Origin of the sequence: Blochmannia endosymbiont of Camponotus (Colobopsis) obliquus, from assembly GCF_000973545.1 — a bacterium.
Taxonomy (GTDB): domain Bacteria; phylum Pseudomonadota; class Gammaproteobacteria; order Enterobacterales; family Enterobacteriaceae; genus Blochmanniella.
In genome coordinates this window covers 626,970-647,839 of record NZ_CP010049.1, presented here as the reverse complement: position 1 = coordinate 647,839, position 20,870 = coordinate 626,970, and the positions used below count along the sequence as shown (strand labels likewise).

Here is a 20,870-nt window from a genome sequence, read left to right as displayed (position 1 = left end):
AATTTTTAAAAAATTAATAATGTTAGAAGATATTAAGAATATGTTATTACATTTCACAATCTATATTATTATTGTTATGATACTATGATATTTTATTTTTTATAGCAACTAAATTTTTGGATTTGTTTACTATTTTACGATTTAATAAAATTTACAATAAGTATAATTAAAATTATTTGATAATGTTTAATATTGTTTAAGTTATTCATTGTGTTGTTTGAGTATGTAAATTTTATATTGTAGTTAAAAATTTATATATATAACTTGGTTATATTTTGAGTAAACATTAATATTTTTAATATTGCATTATAAGAATGTTATTAGTTACATTATGCAGGGGTTATTTTTTTGATAAAATTGCCAATATATTTTGATTATGCTTCTACTACTCCGATGGATTATAGAGTATTAGAAAAAATGAAGCAGTGTTTTACTTTAGATGGTGTGTTCGGTAACCCAGCATCTAGATCACATTATTATGGTTGGCAGGCGGAGGATGCTGTTGATTTAGCTCGTAGTCAGATAGCTACATTAATAGGTGCAAATTCAAGAGAGATTATTTTTACTTCAGGTTCTACTGAATCAAATAATTTAGCAATTAAAGGAGTTGTTGAGTTTTATTGTAAAAAAAATAAGTGTCATATTATTACTAGTTTGATAGAACATAAATCAGTATTAAATACTTGTCAGTACCTTGAGTCTCAAGGAGTTGATGTTACATATTTAGTGCCACAGCAAAATGGTTTAATCTTATTAAATGATCTGAATAATTTTTTTCGTAAAGAGACTATTTTAGTTTCTATTATGCATGTAAATAATGAAATTGGTATTGTTCAGGATATTGAAGCAATTGGTAATTTATGTCGTCGTCATGGTGTTTTGTTTCATGTGGATGCTGCTCAAAGTATCGGTAAATTACCTGTTAATTTAGTATTTTTGCCCATTGATTTGATGTCGTTTAGCGCTCATAAATTATATGGCCCTAAAGGTATAGGTTGTCTTTATGTACGGCAAGATGCTATGATTAATATTCAAACACAAATGCATGGCGGTGGTCATGAACGTGGAATTCGATCTGGTACGTTACCTGTACATCAAGTTGTTGGTATGGGAGAAGCATGTCGTATTTTACAGGAAGAAATGTCATTAGAAATATCTCGTTTATTTAAGTTACGTAATCGTTTTTGGAAAGGTTTACAAAGAATTGATGGTATTATATTAAACGGTAGTTTACAACATGGGGTTGCGACATTATTAAATATTTGCTTTCCTAAAATAAAAAATAATGTTCTTATTTCAGCTTTAAAAGATATTGCTATTTCCTATGGTTCTGCCTGTGTTTCTAATCAAGTTGAGCCTTCTTATGTGTTGAAAGCAATAGGATTAAGTGATAATTTGGCTTATAGATCTATCAGAATTTCGTTTGGACGATTTACCACAATAGAAGAAATAGATTATGCAATCTATCAAATAAGACATGTTATTTCAGGTTTATATGAAATGGATAATTTAGGTGGTTTTGTATAAGTATTTTGAGAGGTTAAGAATTATATTTTTGTTATAGATGTTTTATATTTTTAGTAGATTGTTTACTATTTTTTCTAATAAAAGAGATACTAGATTGTGGATTGCAATGTTATACAGTATTGAGAAAAATTATTATTAATAAGATATTTTTTTATGTTTTATTATGTCAATTTAAATTATTTTTATATTTGTTGAATTGAATTAAGTAGTTTAATATTGTGATTGGAATAATATATCAAAATAAGGGATCATTAAATGCATCAGGAACGTACTCTTTCAATTATAAAACCCAATGCAATTGTTAAAAATGTAGTTGGTGCGATTATAAGTCGTTTAGAAAGTCATGGTTTTGTTATTATCGCTTTTAAAATGCTACGATTAACTCCTAAACAAGTTGAAGGTTTTTATTTTGAACATAAAGAAAAATTGTTTTTTAATAATTTGGTTAATTTTATGACATCAGAACGATTAGTAGTGCAAGTTTTAGAGGGTGAAAATATTATAAATCGTAATCGTCAAGTTATGGGAAATACTAATCCAATACACGCTGCTCCTGGTACTTTACGCGCTGATTATGCTGATAGTTTAATAGAAAATGCAATTCACGGATCAGATTCTAAGATATCAGCTGCGCGGGAAATTGCTTATTTTTTTAATGTACTTGAAATTTGTTAACATGTTTAATTATTGATTATTTCTTATTTATTTGAATATAAAAAGGTAATTTTGTATTAATATGCAAAAAAAGATTAATTTATTTGATTTAAATCGTAAAAAATTTCGTGATTTTTTTGTTTCTTTAGGTGAAAAATACTTTCGAGCAGATCAGGTAATGCATTGGATGTATCATTATTATTGCAGTAATTTTTATCACATGACAAATATAAAAAAAACTTTGCAGGATAAATTATATTCATTGGCAGAAATTCATCCTCCTAAAATTGTAAAAAAACAGCGTTCTTTTGATGGGACAATTAAATTAACAATGCAAGTGGGCAATCAACAGATCGAAACTGTTTTTCTTCCCTCAAAAAACCGTTCAACTTTATGTATTTCTTCTCAAGTTGGATGTGGTTTACAATGTACTTTTTGTGCTACAGGTTTTCAAGGGTTTAATCGTAATTTATGTGTATCAGAAATCATTGGTCAGGTATGGATTATAAATAAAATGATTAAAGATAAAAAGATTATCAGTCGTTATCCTATCACCAATGTTGTTATGATGGGTATGGGAGAACCTTTGTTAAATATTTCCAATGTTGTGCCAGCTATTGAAATTATGTTAGATGATATAGGTTTTAAATTATCTAAACGGCATGTCACTATTTCTACTTCTGGTATAGTACCTGCTCTTAATAAATTTATTGATATGATTGATGTAGCATTGGCTGTTTCTCTTCATGCATCTAATGATAGAATACGTAATCAGCTTATGCCTATTAACCGTAAATATAATATGGATGATTTATTATCATCTATACGCCGTTATTTATTTAAATCTAAAGCTGCTCATGGGATGGTAACATTTGAATATATTATGTTAAATTATGTTAATGATTATGTTGAACATGCTCATGAGTTGGCAAATAGATTAAGAGATATTTCTTGTAAAATAAATTTGATACCATGGAATGTTATTTCTTATTTTCCTTATCAATGTAGTTCTAGTGCGCGCATAGATTGTTTTGCTAAAGTTTTAATGAGTTATGGTTTAATTACTACTATTCGCAAAACCAGAGGGAGTGATATTAATGCTGCGTGTGGACAATTGATAGGTAAAGTGACTAACCGTATAGTTAATTTTAATAATATTATTAATTAATAATTTTAATAATTAGGTTAATAAAATAACCATAACGATGTATTTCTTGTTGTTGCTTTATTTTTAAAAATATGTTGTTTATATTTATTGTATAGGTTGTCATGCTTAATTATTTGAGATTATATGTATTTTATATCATAGTAAACAAAAAATAGTTGTTTTTTTAAATTTTGTTAATTTAGTTAAAAAAATTGTATATGCAATGTATGTAAATATTTTGTTTATTTCTTTTTTTGTATTTCATGATTATTTTATAATAAGATTAATTAGACGTTTTTTGTTTAATGATAATTAAAATATTAAAGTTAATATTATTTTTTATATTAATTTATTTTAGTATATATGGTGTGATATGAATAAGTTTAAAACAAAAACAGTTAATATTTATATTATGATAAGAGGGTTGTGAGTATTGTTAATTAAATATTCAATATTACAACTATAATTATTTAGTTATTTGTTGTATTATTAAAGTTATTATTAATTGATAATGATTTTAATAATTGCAGTTAGTTTCGTATAGTTGTTATTAGCAACAAAATTAGTTAGAGTAATAAATGAATAATGATTACGATCAGGGACATAAGACGATTACGATAGGTGAACGTTTGCGGAATGCTCGAGAAGTTATGGGATTAAGTCAACAAGCAGTAGCTGATAGATTGTATTTAAAAATTTCTACAATTCGTGATATTGAAGAAAATGATATTCATCCGAATATTTCATCAATTTTTTTTCGTGGGTATATTCGTTCATATGCTAGATTAGTGCATATTTCTGATGATGAAGTGATGTTAATGTTGTCTGAACAATATCCAAATTTATATTCAAAATCTACTAGCTCACATAGTTTATCTTTAAAAAAAATAAATTATTTACAAAAATATAATTGGTTAATTAAAATTTCTTGTTTAATGTTTGTTTTAATAGTTATATTAGTGTTTTTTATTATTGGTGTTACTATAAAGTAGATTGTGATAATGTTGTTAGTATGTATCAATAACCATTTTTTGATAATTTTAAAAATAATGAAAATGATGTAATATCAATACTAATTATTAACTAGTTTATTGTGGTTTCATGTAATTGTTTTTTTGAATGTTAATTTTTTTTGTTGTGTGTTTTTGTGTGTATTTTGTTCTGTTTATTATTGAGTTTTTTGTTTATTAAAAGTACAATCGTTTTTTATAGGAAGATATTAGAATATTTTATTTTATATAGTTTTGGTTTTTATAGATCAGGATTTCATTTATAGATATTCTGTGGGAATATTTAATTAATATAAATAATGAGTAATTTAACGACTGTTGTTCGAAGAAAATCTAAAAGGATATATGTTGGTAGCGTGCCTATAGGAGATGCTGCTCCTATAGCTGTGCAATCGATGTTGAATACTCGTACTACAGATATTGAAAATTCTGTAAAACAGATTAATCTTTTAAAAGATGCGGGTGTTGATATTGTGCGGATTGCAGTGCCTACGTTGGCATCGGCGGAAGCATTTAAAATTATAAAAAAACAAGTTACAGTGCCTTTAGTGGCAGATATTCACTTTGATTATCGCATTGCCTTAAAGGTAGCTGAATATGGAGCAGATTGTTTACGTATTAATCCTGGGAATATTGGAAATATTAGTCGAATTAATTCAGTGGTATCATCTGCAAAAGATAAAAATATATCTATTCGTATTGGGGTTAACGCGGGTTCGTTAGAACGTGATTTATTAAAAAAATATAGAGAGCCTACATTAGATGCTTTGTTAGAATCGGCAATGCGTCATATTGATATTTTAGATAAATTAAATTTTGATCAATTTAAGGTGAGTATTAAATCCTCCGATGTGTTTTTAACAATCGAAGCGTATCGTAGATTAGCTGTACAAACTGATCAACCATTACATTTGGGGTTGACTGAAGCAGGTGGTTTCCGTAATGGTACTGTAAAATCTGCTATTGCATTGGGATTATTATTACAAGAGGGTATTGGAGACACTTTACGCGTGTCTTTAGCAGCTGATCCTGTGGAAGAAGTAAAAGTAGCTTTTGATATTTTAAGATCGTTGCATATTCGTTCACGAGGTATTAATTTTATTGCGTGTCCTACATGTTCACGGCAGGAGTTTGATGTTATATCTACAGTGAATATTCTTGAAAAAAGACTGGAAGATATTTCTCGTCCCATGGATGTTTCTATTATTGGTTGTGTTGTTAATGGTCCAGGCGAAGCTTTAGTTTCGACTATTGGAGTGGCTGGCGGGCATAATACTAGTTCTTATTATGAAGATGGTATACGACAAAAAAAACGTTTTGACAATAAATCATTGATTGATCAATTGGAAGTTCATATTCGCGCTAAAGCTGCATTGTTAGATGCACAAGAAAAAAATATCATTTTATGTAATAGAATAAATAAATTAAAAGATAGAGAATAAAATAAATAATTATGAGTACTATCCTTCAGGCTGTACGAGGAATGAGGGATGTATTGCCTAATGATACTCCCTTATGGCAATATATTGAAGATATTTTCAAAAGTGTGTTAATTACTTATGGTTATAATGAAATTAAATTGCCTATTTTAGAAAATACTTCTTTGTTTAGTCGTGCAATTGGTTCTACTACTGATGTAGTAGAAAAAGAAATGTACACTTTTGATGATTGTAATGGTGTAAGTCTAACATTGCGTCCTGAAGGAACAGCTGGATGTGTACGTGCTGGTATAGAACATAATTTATTTTTCAGTAGAGAACAACGTTTATGGTGTTTAGGTCCGATGTTTCGTCATGAACGTCCACAAAAAGGGCGTTTGCGACAGTTTTATCAGTTGAATGTTGAAGTCTTTGGCCAACAAGGTCCAGATATTGATTTTGAGTTGATTATGATGACTTACCGTTTTTGGCGGTTGTTAGGTATTAGTGATTATGTATATTTGGAATTGAATTCTATTGGTTCGTTTAACACTCGTCTTGCTTATCGTCAAGCATTAGTGAATTTTTTGACACCGTATTTAGATCTTTTAGATAAAGATTCTCGTCGTCGTTTTTATTGTAATCCAATGCGTTTATTGGATTCAAAAAATGTTGCTGAGCAACATTTTTTGAAAGAAGCTCCTTCTCTTTTTGAATATTTAGATGAAGAGTCGCATGTGCATTTTTCTCAATTATGTAAATTATTAGATTTGTCTGGCATTAAATATAAAATTAATACGCGTTTAGTTCGTGGTTTGGATTATTATAATCGTACAGTTTTTGAATGGTTTTATGAGAATGTAGATTCTCATTGTATTTTTTGCGCAGGAGGACGTTATGACACTTTAGTAGAACAATTAGGTGGACGGAAAACTCCTGCAATAGGTTTTGCTATAGGTATAGAAAGATTAATTTTGTTGATTAATGACGTGAATATTGGTTTACATTCAAATGCTCGTTTGTTGCATTTAGATATATATCTGATTTCAGTTGATGAATGTTTGAAAGGGAGTGCTATATTATTAGCAGAACGAATTAGAGATGCTTTACCATCTTTACGAGTAATTACTAACCATGGTGGTGGAAGTTTAAAAAAGCAATTGAGTCGTGCAAATAAAAATGGTGCTCGTATAGCTTTGATTTTAGGTAAAAAAGAATTTCTTATGAAACATGTTCTTATTCGAGATTTGCATTCTGGAGTACAGGAAATGTTGGAAGAAAATAATCTTATGATTCGTTTAGCATCAATTTTTAAATTATGAAATATTTTGTTGTAATAATTAATTGTTTTACCTATGAATGTTATTGTTTAATATAATTATAATTAAATTTTATTTTAATTATTTGATTATATTTATTTAATAATTTTATTTTAATGATAATGTAAAATTATTGTTATTGTTTTATATATTATATATTTTGTTCTATAATGATTTTTGTATGTAAATGACATTGTAATTATTTACAATGATTAATTTAAACTAATGAACTTATGAAGGTGTGTGTTGTATTACATTTTGTTTATTGTGCTAACAATCACTTTCTTTAGTGACTGTTTGTGTATTGCTCATGAAAAAAAAACATTTACACAATTATCATTGTTAAACATACATAATCAATATCGATTAACAAAATTGTGGAGTATTGCAATTGGTCATGGTATTGCAAAATATTATTCTAATTTACATCCTATTTGTCAAGATACAAATATTTTTATAGCACATCGTGATGGTATAATAAAAAAAATAGATATTAATAGTGGTAAAACTATTTGGAAAATAGATTTATCATTTTCTATTGAAGGTAGGAAGTTAAGTAGTTCGCCTATTTTGTTGTCTGGAGGTATAACTTTTGCAAATGATAAAATTTATATTGGTAGTGAATTAGCTAAAGTGTACGCAATATGTGCAAAAACGGGTGCGGTTATTTGGAAAACTGAGGTTATGGGTGAAGTTTTATCTTCACCAGTGATTAGTAATGGTAGTGTTTTGATACATACTAGTACAGGTGTATTTCAAGCATTAAATGAATGTGATGGTTCTATACAATGGACTGTAAGTTTTGATGTTCCTTTATTTTCTTTACGTAATAAACCATCTCCTGTGAAATTTTTGGATATGGTTTTACTGAGTCATGATGATGGTACACTTAGCGCATTATTGCTGAATCAGGGTAAATTACTTTGGCAACAAAAAATTACAACAGTTAATGAACTTAAGCAATTCTTTTATCTTAATAGTATTACAACAACTCCTATAATAATCAATGATGTTGTTTATGCTCAATCTTATAATGATAGTCTTGTAGCATTGGATATTTATTCTGGACAAATAATATGGTCACTTAAAGATATTTCTTCAATAAAAAATATGGTGGCTGTTAATTTTGTATTGTATTTAATAGATCAAAATGATCAAATTATTGCTGTTAATGCACATGATGGTGCAATTTTATGGAAACAAGATAATTTGCTATATAAAGAATTAACTGTTCCTGGAATATATAACAATTATATAGTTATAGGAGATAGAAAGGGATATATTTATTTGATAGATATAAATGATGGCAGTATTTTTTTACAGCAAAAAATATGTTCTTCTGAAATTTTAAGATCTATTATTGTAGAGAATAAATGTATTATACAATTAAGAAAAAATAGAGTTTATGGATTTCTTTTATGATGTTTTTAGTTATTTTTGTTTAAATATAGATAGGTCTTTTAGTTATTATTATTAAATAATATATGGATCATATAATTATGACATTTATTATAGCGTTGATAGGGCGATCTAATGTAGGGAAATCTATGCTATTTAATCGCTTAACTCATACACGCAATGCATTGGTTGCAGATGAATTAGGCGCAACACGTGACCGTAAATATGGTGATATGAAATGGCATGGATACACATTTGTCCTTATTGATACTGGAGGTATTAATCAAGCAAAGAATGGTATTGAATTGCATATTAATAATCAATCATTTGTAGCTGCCAAGGAAGCTGATTTGATATTATTTTTAGTTGATGCTCGATTAGGAATATTAGAGGACGATTATAATATTATTAAATTGTTATATAGATTTAAAAAAAATATTATTGTTGTTGTTAATAAAGTGGATGGTATAAACGTAAAGAATGTTATAGATAATTTTTATGTTTTTGGAATTAAATTGATAATTCCGATATCTGCAATTTCTGGTTATGGTATTAAGAATTTGTTAAAAAAAATAATATCTGTATTAAATATTGACGTGTATAATAATTATAATTGTAATGTAGTAAAATATAAAAGTGTAAAATACAAAAGTATAACATCGGATGTTAAAAGTTTACATTTGCAATCTGAACCTTTACCTATTAAATTAGCTGTTATTGGTAGACCTAATGTGGGTAAATCTACTTTTATAAATTGTATTTCAAATACAGAGCGAGTTATAGTATACGATGTGCCAGGTACAACACGCGACAATATACATGTACCTGTAGTGTATGGTAAACATCAATATATTTTGATTGATACTCCAGGAATACGTAGGAAAGGTAAAGTTTCAGAAGTTATGGAAAAATTTTTTGTAACAAAAACATTGCAAATGATTAGTGAAATTAATGTTGCATTATTAATTTTAGATGCTAATGATGGTGTAACTGATCAAGACTTATTTTTATTAAATTTTGTTTTTAGTAAAGGTAAATCATTGGTTATTGCAGTAAATAAATGGGATAAGTTATCAACTAATGTACGTAGAAAAATAAAAGATGTTATAATTCATCGTATTAATTTTGTTTCTTTTGTTAATGTACATTTTATTTCTGCATTATATCAAATTGGGATTCACAATATGATGAATTCTATTTTAAAATCTTATCAATGTTCTATAGAACCTATTAACACGGGGCGTTTAACTAGAATTGTACAAATGGCTATTAATGCACATAAGCCACCATTGGTATACGGCAGACGTATCACATTAAAATATGCTCATATAGGTGGTTACAATCCAATCATTATAGTAATTCATGGCCATTTAGTTAAGAATTTAACTTGTCATTATAAGCGTTATTTAATTAATTATTTTAGTCATTCATTATGTGTTGTGGGTAATATGATTAAATTGCAATTTAATGAAATCAGCAATCCTTTTATTAATAGATAATTTATGTTAATGATCATTATTGTTTTATCATTAAATATTTAATTTGTTGTATTTCTATATTTTTTAGTTTTAATATTGAACAGGTATTACGACGAATTTTGTTAGTTAGTATTATATTGTTGTCGAGTTTCTGTTTATATGATGGTATGATTTCTAGAAGTTTATTGTCCCATGGTGCAGTATTAATGTGTTGTTTAAATATCTTGTGTATTAATTCTAATGCTATTGATACTGCAATTGATGCTCCAGGTGAAGCACCAAGTAACGCGAATAAGGTATTATCAGAGGAATTGATTAGTTCAGTGCCAAATTGTAATAAAGACTTTTTGGTTTTATTAATATTTTTTTTAATAATTTGTACGCGTTGTCCTGCTTGTATTAATTTCCAATCTTCTAATTTAGCTTGTGGATAGAATTCTTGCAGAGCGTTAAAACGATCCTGTTTTGACATTATTAATTGCTTGATTAAGTATTGTATTAATTGTAAGTTATTACAACCTACTTGTAATATTGGCAATAAATTGTGTCTATTTAACGAACTAAATAGATCTGTCCAAGAACCATTTTTAAGAAATTTGCTATTAAATGTAGCAAATGGACCGAATGATAAGATTTGTTGTCCATTGATAATACGAGTATCCAGATGTGGTACAGACATTGGCGGTCCATAAATTGGAGCTTGACCATATACTTTTGCTAAATGTTTTAGCGTGACGTTTTGTTTGTGCGTAGTTAAAAATTGTCCTCCTACGGGAAAACCTGCATATCCATGAATTTCTTTAATTCCAGAAGTTTGTAAAAGTGGTAAAGAAGCGCCTCCTGCTCCTATGAATGCATGACGTGTATGTATTTTTTTTTGTTGAGCATTATTATTATTGTTATCTGTCACGTATATTATCCATTTGTTGTTATTGCGTTTGATTTTTGTTACTATATGATTGTAGTGTGTATTTACATTGTTATCTTTTTGCAATGCATCTAATAATTGTTTAGCAATTTCTCCGAAATTTACATCAGTACCTATTTCCATGCGAGTAGCTGCTAATTTCTGATGAGGATTACGTCCATCCATTACTAATGGAATCCATTTATTAATCTCTTGGTTGTTTTCTGAATATGTCATACCATAAAATAATATACTATTTTGTAATGCTTGAAATCTTTTGCGTAAAAAGTCAATGTTATTGTTTCCCCATACTAAACTCATATGAGGAACGTTATTTATAAAAGATGCAGGGTTATTGAGAATTTTTTCTTTTACTAGAAATGCCCAAAATTGACGAGATATTTCAAATGATTCATTGATTTTTATAGCTTTATTAATATCAATAGATCCATCTTTTTTTTGTGTTGTATAATTTAATTCACAAAACGCTGCATGTCCTGTTCCGGCATTGTTCCAAACATTAGAACTTTCTTGCGCTGGTTTTTTTAAACGTTCGTATATATTAATTGTCCAATTGGGTTTGAGTATTTTTATAAACATGCCTAATGTTGCACTCATTATTCCAGCACCGATTAATACTATATCTATTGGTATAATTGTATTTGTATTGCTAGAGAATATTTGTTGTGTTATATAACAATTGTTATTTAATTTTACGTTATGATATTCCTGCATATATTTTGCTCATTTGCTGCTATAAAGTGTTTTTATGTAAATGACACGAAGTATATTACTATGTTTTGATCGATTCAAGATAATAAGTTTGATATTTATTATTATAATATAATTTAATTATGTTAGTAGTTTTTTATCATTTTACTTGTAGTATTTTTGTATCATCTTGGATTATAATCCTTACTGTATGTAAGTATTGTACTATTACAATTTAAATTAAGAAATTTTATATTTCTATTATTTAGTTATATGAGTTAGTACAAATTTGTTTATATAGTGTTTTTGGATTTTATTTTGTTTTGGCTTTAGTTCGTGTTATTATTTTCTTTTGACATATAAATGTTTTATTGTATTTATGCTTTTATTATGTAAATTTAATTTTTAAGTTGTGATTTGTTTATGGTTTTAATGCTTTTTATTGCAGTATTTTATTGAATTATGTATTATTATTTTGAATAAGTTTAACGGTTTAGCTATTATATATTTTAATATTAATATTTGAATGAATTATATTATTATTGTTTATTTAAATTATTAAGTAGAGGTTTTGGTTATTTAGATAAATTAATGCTAGAATTATGTTTTGTTTTATATTGTTGCTTTTTTATTTCTTCAATATTTTATTCATTATTATGGGTGTTAGTTAATAGATAATTTATGGTACGTATTGTAAAAGAAGCGTTAACATTTGATGATGTACTACTTATTCCGGCTTATTCTGCGGTGTTGCCAAGTATAGTTGATCTCAGAAGTCAAGTAACTAGGCAGGTTTTGCTTAATATTCCTATATTATCTTCAGCAATGGATACGGTTACGGAGTCTAGTTTAGCAATTGCCTTAGCCCAGGAAGGTGGTATAGGTTTTATTCATAAGAACATGTCTATAAAGCGTCAAGTTGAAGAAGTTGCGCGTGTTAAACGTTATGAAAGTGGTATAGTTAGTAATCCACAATGTGTCACTCCCAACACTACCTTATTTCAGGTAAAAGAATTGACTCTTCGTAATGGATTTGCTGGATATCCAGTAGTAACTGATAGTAATGAATTAGTGGGTATTATAACTGGGCGTGATATGAGATTTATTAATAATTTGACTATGTTTGTTTCTGAAGTAATGACTCCTAAGAAAAAATTAGTAACCGTACAAGAAGGGGAATCTCGTGAAATAGTCATTAGTAAAATGCATGAAAAACGTGTAGAGAAGGCATTAGTAGTAGATGAAAGATTTCATTTGCAAGGTATGATCACGGCAAAAGATTTTGAAAAAGCTGAACGTAAGCCTAATGCTTGTAAAGATAGTCATGGACGATTGTGTGTTGGAGCGGCTATTGGTGTAAATACTCAGAATGAATATCATATTGATAGATTGATTGATGCTGGTGTTGATGTTTTGTTAGTTGATGTTTCACATGGTCATTCGGAATTAGTTTTGAAAATTATTAAAGATATTCGTTTAAGGCATCCTAATTTGTCTATTATAGGCGGCAATGTTGTTACTGGACAAGGAGCCTTAGCATTAGTTAAATCTGGTGTAGATGCTGTAAAAGTGGGTATTGGTCCTGGGTCTATTTGTACTACACGCATTATTACAGGAGTTGGTGTACCACAGATTACTGCTATTTCGGATGTGGTTAAGGCTTTAAGAGATACTGATATTCCTGTCATTGCAGATGGAGGTATTAGATTTTCTGGGGATATTGCTAAAGCTTTAGCAGCCGGTGCTGCTTGCGTTATGATTGGTTCATTATTTGCTGGAACTGAAGAATCACCAGGAGCGATGGAATTTTATCAAGGACGATCTTTTAAGACATATAGAGGTATGGGTTCTTTAGCTGCAATGTTTAGGGGTTCTTCGGATAGGTATTTTCAAATTAATAATTCGATGGGGAAATTAGTTCCAGAAGGCATTGAGGGTAGAGTGCCGTATAAAGGATTGTTAAAAGACGTTATTTATCAACTTATGGGCGGTGTGCGTTCCTGTATGGGATTGATGGGTTGTAAAACTATTAATGATTTGCGCACTAAAAGTAAATTTGTTCGTATTAGTAGTGCTGGTATTAGAGAGAGTCATGTTCATGACGTTGTTATTACAAAAGAATCTCCTAATTATCGGTTAGAATGATAAATAATTGTGTAAATTAATACGTATTTTATTTATGTTTTTTAAGATATTTATTGTTGTTATGTAATGTAATTTACGTACTAGTAGATTTTTTTTAATTATGAATATTAAAAAACAGCAAAAATCTTATGATTTGGATATTTATAGATATCGAATTTTAATTTTGGATTTTGGTTCACAATATGTTCGGTTAATAGCTAAAATTATTCGAGAATTAGGCGTTTACTGTGAGATATGGAATTATAATGTAAGTGAATTGCAAATTCGTCAATTTCATCCTAATGGAATTGTGCTGTCAGGTAGTCCAGAGAGCATCATTAATGTATCTAGCCCTCGTGTTACAGATTATGTGTTTTGTTCTGGAATTCCAGTTTTAGGGATATGTTATGGTATGCAAATTATGGTTGTTCAATTAGGAGGGGAAGTACACACTAATGATTTACAACGTGAATTTGGTTATACACAGGTAAATGTGCTTGTTGACAATTTTTTAGTTCGTGATATTTATGATTTTGTCAGTAAAAAAGGAGTACCCATATTGAATGTATGGATGAGTCATAATGATACAGTGATATCTGTTCCACAAGATTTTATCATTGTTGCTGATACTAACAATTGTCCAGTTGCTATTATAGCCAACGAACAGCGGAATTTGTATGGATTACAGTTTCATCCAGAAGTTACTCATACTAAACAAGGTAGGCGTATACTGGAACGGTTTGTGATTGATATTTGTCATTGTCGATCTTTATTAGATTCAAATATAATTATAGAAAAAATAATTTTTAATATTCGTAAATTAGTAAAAAATGATCGAGTAATACTTGGATTGTCTGGAGGTGTTGATTCTTCGGTTGCTGCATTATTATTACATCGTGCTATTGGTAAAAATTTAATTTGTTTATTTATTGATAATGGATTGTTACGTTTTAATGAAGATTATAAAAATGTTAAGGCATTTTGTGAAGATTATAATATGAATATTATTTATCTTGCTAAAGAAGAACGATTTTTTGGTTCTTTAATTGGTATATATGATCCGGAAGAGAAGCGTAAAATTATTGGTAAAATATTTATGGAAATTTTTGAAGAACAAATGCAATCTTTAGCTAATATAACATGGTTAGCTCAAGGGACTATTTGTTCAGATGTAGTTGAGTCTGCTGCATTAGATCATAGTTATGTTCGTATAATAAAATCACATCATAATGTTGCTGGGTTACCTGGTAATAGAAAATTTAGACTTATTGAACCTATAAGAAATTTTTTTAAAGATGAGGTTCGAAAAATGGGTTTTTCTATGGGTTTACCAGTAAATATACTTTATCGACATCCTTTTCCTGGTCCTGGGTTAGCTATACGGGTTATAGGAGAAGTAAAAAAAGAATATTGTATTTTATTACGTAAAGCAGATTTAATTTTTATTGAAGAATTAAGAAAATCAAATTTATATTTAAAAATTAGTCAAGCTTTTGTTGTATTTTTATCTGTACGGTCAGTAGGAATAGTTGGAGATAATCGAAAGTATGGTTGGGTAGTTGCTTTGCGGGCTGTCAATAGTGTTGATTTTATGACTGCTAAATATACTGTGTTGTCTAATGTTTTTCTTACTAAAGTTGCTAATAGGATTATTAATGAAATTAGTGATATTTCTCGTGTCGTTTATGATATTTCTAGTAAACCTCCTGCTACAATTGAATGGGAATAACATATGATATAGTTAAAATTAATAATAACAAAATAACCGTCATTTTGTTGTTATAATTATTAAATTTATAATATATAGTTATATTTTATTGTCATAAGTGTTGGTTTTTTATTTTTTAAATTATTCATTTATTTTAAAGATAGATATCTTTAAAATATATTTATAGTTATAATAATATTATAAGGAAAATAATTGTATTTTATAAAATGATATTTTATATTATTTATTATAACACTAACAGTTTATAAATACTTTGTTGAGTTTTTAGTGGTAATGTAACTATGTTATCTAACTTTAATACTGATTAATATATGTATAATAGTAAATGGGTGGGTGAATTAAAATTATGCTTTGATATCTGTAAAAATGGTCGTACTATATTGAGTACATTAAATCATCGTGGTCCATTTATCGTACAAAGATCATTTTATCCTGAGTGTAATATACCTCATGTTTATTTGTTATATCCTCCTGGTGGTTTAGTAGGAGGTGATAGGTTAATTCTTAATGTTGATTTAGCAGCATTCAGTCAAGTATTGTTAACGATGCCTAGTGCTACTAAATTTTATTGTAGTAACGGACCGTATGTTATTTTAAATCAACAATTTGTTCTTGATAAAAATAGTTCATTAGAATGGTTACCTCAGTGTAGTATTTTGTTTCCTCAAGCTAAAGTTATTATAGATACTACGTTTTTTTTAGAACAAGGATCACGATTAATTGGTTTTGATACTTTATGTTTTGGTTTTCCTTTATTGCAAAAAAGTTTTGAAGAGGGAGAATTGAATAGTAAATTACATATTCGTTTATTTAATTGTATTGGTCTAATGGATCGATTACGAATTAATAAGGGTGTTTTAGATAAAATAGGTGGATTTCAAATGAGTGCTATTTTTTTTGCTACGCCATCTGATCAGTTAATGTTAGATCAGATAAAATTGTATTTACAAACTAGTAGTGTTAAGCTTTACGGTGCCACTCTTTTAGGTGAATTATTAATAGTACGATTGTTAGATAATGATAATCGTATTTTAAATAAGATATTATGTTTTATGTGGAGCATGGTACGTCCTAAAATTATTGGTTGTAATGCAGTTTTTCCACGTATTTGGTTTACTTAACAAGGTAATTATATCTATATGAATTTATTTTCGAGAGAGCAAGATAAGTTATTATTATTTACAGCAGCGTTATTAGCGGAACGTAGACTTGCTCGTGGTTTAAAATTAAATTATCCGGAAGCAATAGCACTTATTAGTGCTGCAATTTTAGAAGGAGCACGTGAAGGACGTAGTGTAGCAGAATTAATGTATTTAGGTAGACAGGTATTAAGTAGAGAGGAAGTGATGGAGGGAATTCCTGAAATGATTACTTGTATACAAATTGAAGCAACTTTTTGTGATGGAACTAAATTAGTGACTGTGCATGAGCCAATTATTTAGGTAATATAGATATAAAGACAGGTATATTAAGATGATTCCAGGAGAATTGCGTGTTATTACAGGTAATATAAAGCTAAATGTTGGACGTATTAGAATAATGGTAACGGTAGCAAATTATGGAGATCGTTCTATTCAAGTTGGATCACATTTTCATTTTTATGAAGTTAATTCTTATTTAAGATTCGATCGTGTCATTACTCGTGGTTTTCGTTTAGATATACCTGCAGGTACATCGGTGCGGTTTGAGCCGGGACAATTAAGAGATGTGTATCTTGTAGAATATGCTGGAAAACGTGAAATTTATGGGTTTCGTGGTTTTGTGATGGGTAAACTAGGGAGTGGTGTATGAATATGATATCTCGCTCTGCTTATGCAGAGATGTTTGGACCAACTACTGGTGATAGTGTAAGATTGGCCGATACTGAGTTGTGGATACAAATAGAGAAAGATTTTACTTGTTATGGTGAGGAAGTAAAGTTTGGTGGAGGTAAAGTTATTCGTGATGGTATGGGACAAGGGCAGATGACATCAAAGGATTGTGTTGATTTAGTATTAACTAATGCGCTGATTATTGATCATTGGGGTATAGTTAAGGCTGATATAGGTATCAAGGATGCTCGAATTTTTTTTATTGGTAAAGCTGGTAATCCAGATGTACAAGCGGAAATAACTATTCCCATTGGACCTAATACTGAAGTTATAGCTGCTGAAGGTAAAATTGTTACCGCCGGTGCTGTAGATTCTCATGTGCATTTTATTTGTCCTCAGCAAGTCAATGAAGCAGTTTGTTCTGGGATTACTACCATGATTGGTGGAGGGACAGGGCCTGCTACGGGAAGTAATGCTACAACTTGTACTCCTGGCCCCTGGTATTTAATGCGCATGCTACAAGCAGTCGATGTATTACCAGTAAATATTGGATTACTTGGCAAAGGAAGTTCTTCTTTACCCAGTGGATTGGAAGAACAAATACATTATGGAGCGATTGGTTTAAAGATACATGAGGATTGGGGGGCAACACCATCTGCTATTAATTGTTGTTTAAATGTTGCAGAAAATTTTGATATTCAAGTGGCGATTCATTCGGATACTTTAAATGAATCTGGATTTGTTGAAGATACACTTTCTGCTATTGGTGATCGTACTATACATGCTTATCATGCGGAAGGCGCAGGAGGTGGGCATTCTCCAGATATTATTAAGGTTTGTAGTTTTGGAAATGTTTTACCATCATCTACTACTCCTACTATGCCTTATACTGTTAATACAATTGATGAACATTTAGATATGTTAATGGTTTGTCATCATCTTGATCCAGGTATTGCAGAGGATGTAGCATTTGCAGAATCACGAATTCGTAAAGAGACTATTGCAGCAGAAGATATTTTACATGATTTAGGAGCCTTTTCTATGATTTCTTCAGATTCACAAGCTATGGGCCGAATAGGTGAAGTAATTTTACGTACTTGGCAAACAGCTCATAAAATGAAATTACAACGTGGATCTTTAGCACAAGATACGTGTTTTAATGATAATTTTCGTGTCAAGCGTTATATAGCTAAGTATACTATTAATCCTGCTATTGCTCATGGTATTGCACATGAGGTTGGTTCCATTGAATTAGGAAAATTAGCTGATTTAGTATTATGGTCTCCAAAATTTTTTGGTATTAAACCAGATTTAGTAATTAAAGGAGGCATGATTATTACTGCTTTAATGGGAGATCCTAATGCTTCTATTTCTATGTCACAACCAATATACTATCGATCGATGTTTGGTGTTCTTGGAAAAGCTTTACAGTCTATACGTATGACGTTTGTATCTTCAGTTGCTTATAATAGTAGTTTAGTTGATAACCTTCGATTAGGTAGTTTGATCGGTAAGGTTTATCAATGTCGTAATGTGCGTAAATGTAATATGATTCATAATGATTGGCAACCAAGAATTGAGGTGGATTCTCAAACTTATGAAGTACGAGCAAATGGTGAATTATTAACTTGTGCACCATCAAAGACATTACCTATGGGGCAACGTTACTTTCTTTTTTAAAGTGAATTATTTGGGTTTTATTTTTTTTTGATAATTAGTATTTTGTTTTATTTAATATAGTTTTAATTTATGCGTTAAATATAATTGCATGTTTAACATTGAAGGTAATGTTTACTTAGTATATAGATATAAAAATATTTGATTATTTTTTTAGATTTGTGATGGTATGTTATAATTAATAATATAATGTTTTTATTAATTGTTATTGTGTATGTTATTTTTTTATTTATTAAATAAGTTTATGAATATTATTTATATCGATAATGTAAGTTGTGTATTGTTAATTTTATAATTTAATTATTTATTAATTATTTTTAATATAGTTAAGTTATTATGGATAATATTAGTCAAATTGATGATCTTAGTTTATTGCATGTGATACAATTAGGTAGTGCTGCTTTTCCTTCAGGGGGTTATTCTTATTCTCAAGGATTAGAATGGGCAGTACATTTTGGTTTAGTTAATTCTATAAGTACATTTGCTTGTTGGCAAGAACAAGTTGTACAAGAACAGTTAACTTATTTAGATTGGCCTATTCTTAAACGTATGTATTTTTGTATCAAAAGTAATGATCAACGACAGTTATTATATTATATTGAAGCATTATTAATGTTTCGTACAACTTGTGAATTACGATTAGAGGAAAAAGAACGTGGTTATGCATTGATGCAAATGTTTTTTAAATGCTCGTTAATTGAATTTAATGATTGTTGGTTTACATTATGTAAAAATAGTATGTTATCCGCTATAGCGTGGTTGGGAAATAAATGGGAAATTCCTTTAAAAATGTTGGTTATGTGTTATGGTTATATTGTTGTTGAAGGTTTAATAACAGCAGGATTGAAATTGGTGCCGTTTGGTCAATGTAGTGCTCAAAAATTATTAATGGCTGCTTTTAAATGGTTTTCTATTGCATGGCGGCATGCTGATTTATTGACAGATGAGGAATTAGGTGGTAGTTTTCCTTTACAATCTATTGCTTCTTCTTGTCATGAGGAGCAGAAGTTTCGTTTGTTTCGTTCTTAATATCATTTTAATAAGATAAGATAATATGAGATAATTTGTTGAGGATAATTTGCTACAAAATTCTAACAAACAGCCTTTGCGTATAGGAGTTGGCGGTCCTGTTGGTTCGGGAAAGACTTCTTTATTGGAAATGTTATGTAAAAATATGCGAGATTATTATCAGTTAGCAGTAATAACTAACGATATTTATTCTATAGAGGATCAGCAAATTTTAATTGCGTCGGGTGCATTAGAAGCTGAACGCATTATTGGTATTGAAACTGGTGGTTGTCCTCATACTGCCATTCGTGAAGATGCTTCGATGAATTTTATGGCAATTGATGAATTAATTCGAAAATTTATCAATTTGGATATTATTTTTATAGAAAGTGGAGGTGATAACTTAAGTGCTACCTTTAGTCCAGAGTTAGTAGATTTAAATGTTTGTGTCATTGATGTGTCTGGTGGTGAAAAAATTCCTCGTAAAGGAGGACCTGGAATTACTCGTTCTGATTTTTTAGTTATTAATAAGGTTGATTTAGCACCATATGTAGGTGCTTCCTTAAAAGTTATGGAAAAAGATACTAATATGATGCGTCATGGTCGTCCTTGGGTCTTTACTAATTTAAAAATAGGTAAGGGTTTTTTTTCTCTTATTAATTTTATTATTAAGAATAAATTTAAATAAGAAATTATTTTTTAGTATTTTTTTAAAAAATATTTATATATTTATAATCTTATTGCATATGAATGTTGTTATTTAAGTAAAAATAAGGTGTAATTTACTCATTGTTATTAGTGTGATGAATGTTGATAACTTTTTTTTGATTTTTTTGTTATGTACATGATATGAATGTTAAAGTTTACTTTTATTTTTTTTAATTAAAAATATTTAAAAAGTAATGTAAAACATTATAATATTGTTATATTAATTATAATGAATATTATAATG

At 28.9% G+C, this 20,870-nt stretch carries 17 protein-coding genes; 16 read left to right on the top strand and 1 reads right to left on the bottom strand.

Annotated elements, in window-relative coordinates; all coding sequences use genetic code 11:
• The first annotated feature begins 351 nt into the window (after positions 1-351).
• From BOBLI757_RS02695 to der, 8 genes are all read left to right on the top strand, one after another.
• Entirely contained in the window at positions 352-1,527 is a 1,176-nt protein-coding gene (locus BOBLI757_RS02695) for an IscS subfamily cysteine desulfurase (RefSeq protein WP_046305475.1), read from the top strand.
• Positions 1,528-1,782: 255 nt separating this feature from the next.
• Positions 1,783-2,202, top strand: coding sequence for a nucleoside-diphosphate kinase (ndk, locus tag BOBLI757_RS02690; protein ID WP_046305215.1), 420 nt, complete (start codon positions 1,783-1,785; stop codon positions 2,200-2,202).
• 61 nt (positions 2,203-2,263) lie between these two features.
• On the top strand, positions 2,264-3,349 hold the full coding sequence (gene rlmN / locus BOBLI757_RS02685) for a dual-specificity RNA methyltransferase RlmN (RefSeq protein ID WP_046305214.1): 1,086 nt from the start codon (positions 2,264-2,266) through the stop codon (positions 3,347-3,349).
• 557 nt (positions 3,350-3,906) lie between these two features.
• Positions 3,907-4,320, top strand: coding sequence for a helix-turn-helix domain-containing protein (locus tag BOBLI757_RS02680; protein WP_052712352.1), 414 nt, complete (start codon positions 3,907-3,909; stop codon positions 4,318-4,320).
• A 317-nt stretch (positions 4,321-4,637) separates the two neighbouring features.
• Positions 4,638-5,780, top strand: coding sequence for a flavodoxin-dependent (E)-4-hydroxy-3-methylbut-2-enyl-diphosphate synthase (ispG, locus tag BOBLI757_RS02675; RefSeq protein ID WP_046305212.1), 1,143 nt, complete (start codon positions 4,638-4,640; stop codon positions 5,778-5,780).
• Between the two features lie 11 nt (positions 5,781-5,791).
• On the top strand, positions 5,792-7,078 hold the full coding sequence (hisS, locus tag BOBLI757_RS02670) for a histidine--tRNA ligase (RefSeq protein ID WP_046305210.1): 1,287 nt from the start codon (positions 5,792-5,794) through the stop codon (positions 7,076-7,078).
• A gap of 243 nt (positions 7,079-7,321) precedes the next feature.
• Positions 7,322-8,497 carry an outer membrane protein assembly factor BamB gene (gene bamB / locus BOBLI757_RS02665; RefSeq protein ID WP_158332970.1) on the top strand — a complete coding sequence of 392 codons (1,176 nt, stop codon included), beginning with the start codon at positions 7,322-7,324 and terminating at the stop codon, positions 8,495-8,497.
• Between the two features lie 77 nt (positions 8,498-8,574).
• Positions 8,575-9,972, top strand: a complete 1,398-nt coding sequence (der, locus tag BOBLI757_RS02660; protein WP_046305205.1) for a ribosome biogenesis GTPase Der — start codon at positions 8,575-8,577, stop codon at positions 9,970-9,972.
• A gap of 16 nt (positions 9,973-9,988) precedes the next feature.
• On the opposite strand, the gene mqo is transcribed toward der, so the two are convergent.
• A complete protein-coding gene (mqo, locus tag BOBLI757_RS02655) occupies positions 9,989-11,593 on the bottom strand; it encodes a malate dehydrogenase (quinone) (protein ID WP_046305203.1) in 1,605 nt (534 codons plus the stop codon).
• 657 nt (positions 11,594-12,250) lie between these two features.
• Between mqo and guaB the strand changes: the two genes are divergently transcribed.
• The 8 genes from guaB (at position 12,251) to ureG (ending at position 20,606) form a co-directional block, all read left to right on the top strand.
• Entirely contained in the window at positions 12,251-13,714 is a 1,464-nt protein-coding gene (gene guaB / locus BOBLI757_RS02650; RefSeq protein ID WP_046305202.1) for an IMP dehydrogenase, read from the top strand.
• Between the two features lie 100 nt (positions 13,715-13,814).
• Positions 13,815-15,422 carry a glutamine-hydrolyzing GMP synthase gene (gene guaA, locus BOBLI757_RS02645; RefSeq protein ID WP_046305200.1) on the top strand — a complete coding sequence of 536 codons (1,608 nt, stop codon included), beginning with the start codon at positions 13,815-13,817 and terminating at the stop codon, positions 15,420-15,422.
• Between the two features lie 311 nt (positions 15,423-15,733).
• Positions 15,734-16,543: an urease accessory protein UreD gene (locus tag BOBLI757_RS02640; RefSeq protein ID WP_046305199.1), complete on the top strand. Its 810-nt coding sequence runs from the start codon at positions 15,734-15,736 to the stop codon at positions 16,541-16,543.
• An 18-nt stretch (positions 16,544-16,561) separates the two neighbouring features.
• Positions 16,562-16,864: an urease subunit gamma gene (locus BOBLI757_RS02635; protein WP_046305197.1), complete on the top strand. Its 303-nt coding sequence runs from the start codon at positions 16,562-16,564 to the stop codon at positions 16,862-16,864.
• Between the two features lie 31 nt (positions 16,865-16,895).
• A complete protein-coding gene (locus BOBLI757_RS02630; protein WP_046305195.1) occupies positions 16,896-17,213 on the top strand; it encodes an urease subunit beta in 318 nt (105 codons plus the stop codon).
• The gene (gene ureC, locus BOBLI757_RS02625; protein ID WP_046305194.1) at positions 17,210-18,913 is read left to right on the top strand and encodes an urease subunit alpha; all 1,704 of its coding nucleotides are present in this window, start codon (positions 17,210-17,212) and stop codon (positions 18,911-18,913) included. The genes BOBLI757_RS02630 and ureC overlap by 4 nt, the downstream gene beginning before the upstream one ends.
• A 333-nt stretch (positions 18,914-19,246) precedes the next feature.
• Positions 19,247-19,939, top strand: a complete 693-nt coding sequence (locus BOBLI757_RS02620) for an urease accessory protein UreF (RefSeq protein WP_046305192.1) — start codon at positions 19,247-19,249, stop codon at positions 19,937-19,939.
• A gap of 49 nt (positions 19,940-19,988) precedes the next feature.
• Positions 19,989-20,606: an urease accessory protein UreG gene (ureG, locus tag BOBLI757_RS02615; RefSeq protein ID WP_046305190.1), complete on the top strand. Its 618-nt coding sequence runs from the start codon at positions 19,989-19,991 to the stop codon at positions 20,604-20,606.
• The last annotated feature ends 264 nt before the right edge of the window (positions 20,607-20,870 follow it).

Coding starts and splice junctions, on each gene's coding strand:
- hisS (WP_046305210.1), top strand. CDS start 5,792: ATGAGTACTATCCTTCAGGCTGTACGAGGAATGAGGGATGTATTGCCT.
- rlmN (WP_046305214.1), top strand. CDS start 2,264: ATGCAAAAAAAGATTAATTTATTTGATTTAAATCGTAAAAAATTTCGT.
- BOBLI757_RS02680 (WP_052712352.1), top strand. CDS start 3,907: ATGAATAATGATTACGATCAGGGACATAAGACGATTACGATAGGTGAA.
- BOBLI757_RS02620 (WP_046305192.1), top strand. CDS start 19,247: ATGGATAATATTAGTCAAATTGATGATCTTAGTTTATTGCATGTGATA.
- guaB (WP_046305202.1), top strand. CDS start 12,251: ATGGTACGTATTGTAAAAGAAGCGTTAACATTTGATGATGTACTACTT.
- BOBLI757_RS02635 (WP_046305197.1), top strand. CDS start 16,562: ATGAATTTATTTTCGAGAGAGCAAGATAAGTTATTATTATTTACAGCA.
- mqo (WP_046305203.1), bottom strand. CDS start 11,593: ATGCAGGAATATCATAACGTAAAATTAAATAACAATTGTTATATAACA.
- ureC (WP_046305194.1), top strand. CDS start 17,210: ATGAATATGATATCTCGCTCTGCTTATGCAGAGATGTTTGGACCAACT.
- BOBLI757_RS02640 (WP_046305199.1), top strand. CDS start 15,734: ATGTATAATAGTAAATGGGTGGGTGAATTAAAATTATGCTTTGATATC.
- ispG (WP_046305212.1), top strand. CDS start 4,638: ATGAGTAATTTAACGACTGTTGTTCGAAGAAAATCTAAAAGGATATAT.
- guaA (WP_046305200.1), top strand. CDS start 13,815: ATGAATATTAAAAAACAGCAAAAATCTTATGATTTGGATATTTATAGA.
- ndk (WP_046305215.1), top strand. CDS start 1,783: ATGCATCAGGAACGTACTCTTTCAATTATAAAACCCAATGCAATTGTT.
- der (WP_046305205.1), top strand. CDS start 8,575: ATGACATTTATTATAGCGTTGATAGGGCGATCTAATGTAGGGAAATCT.
- BOBLI757_RS02630 (WP_046305195.1), top strand. CDS start 16,896: ATGATTCCAGGAGAATTGCGTGTTATTACAGGTAATATAAAGCTAAAT.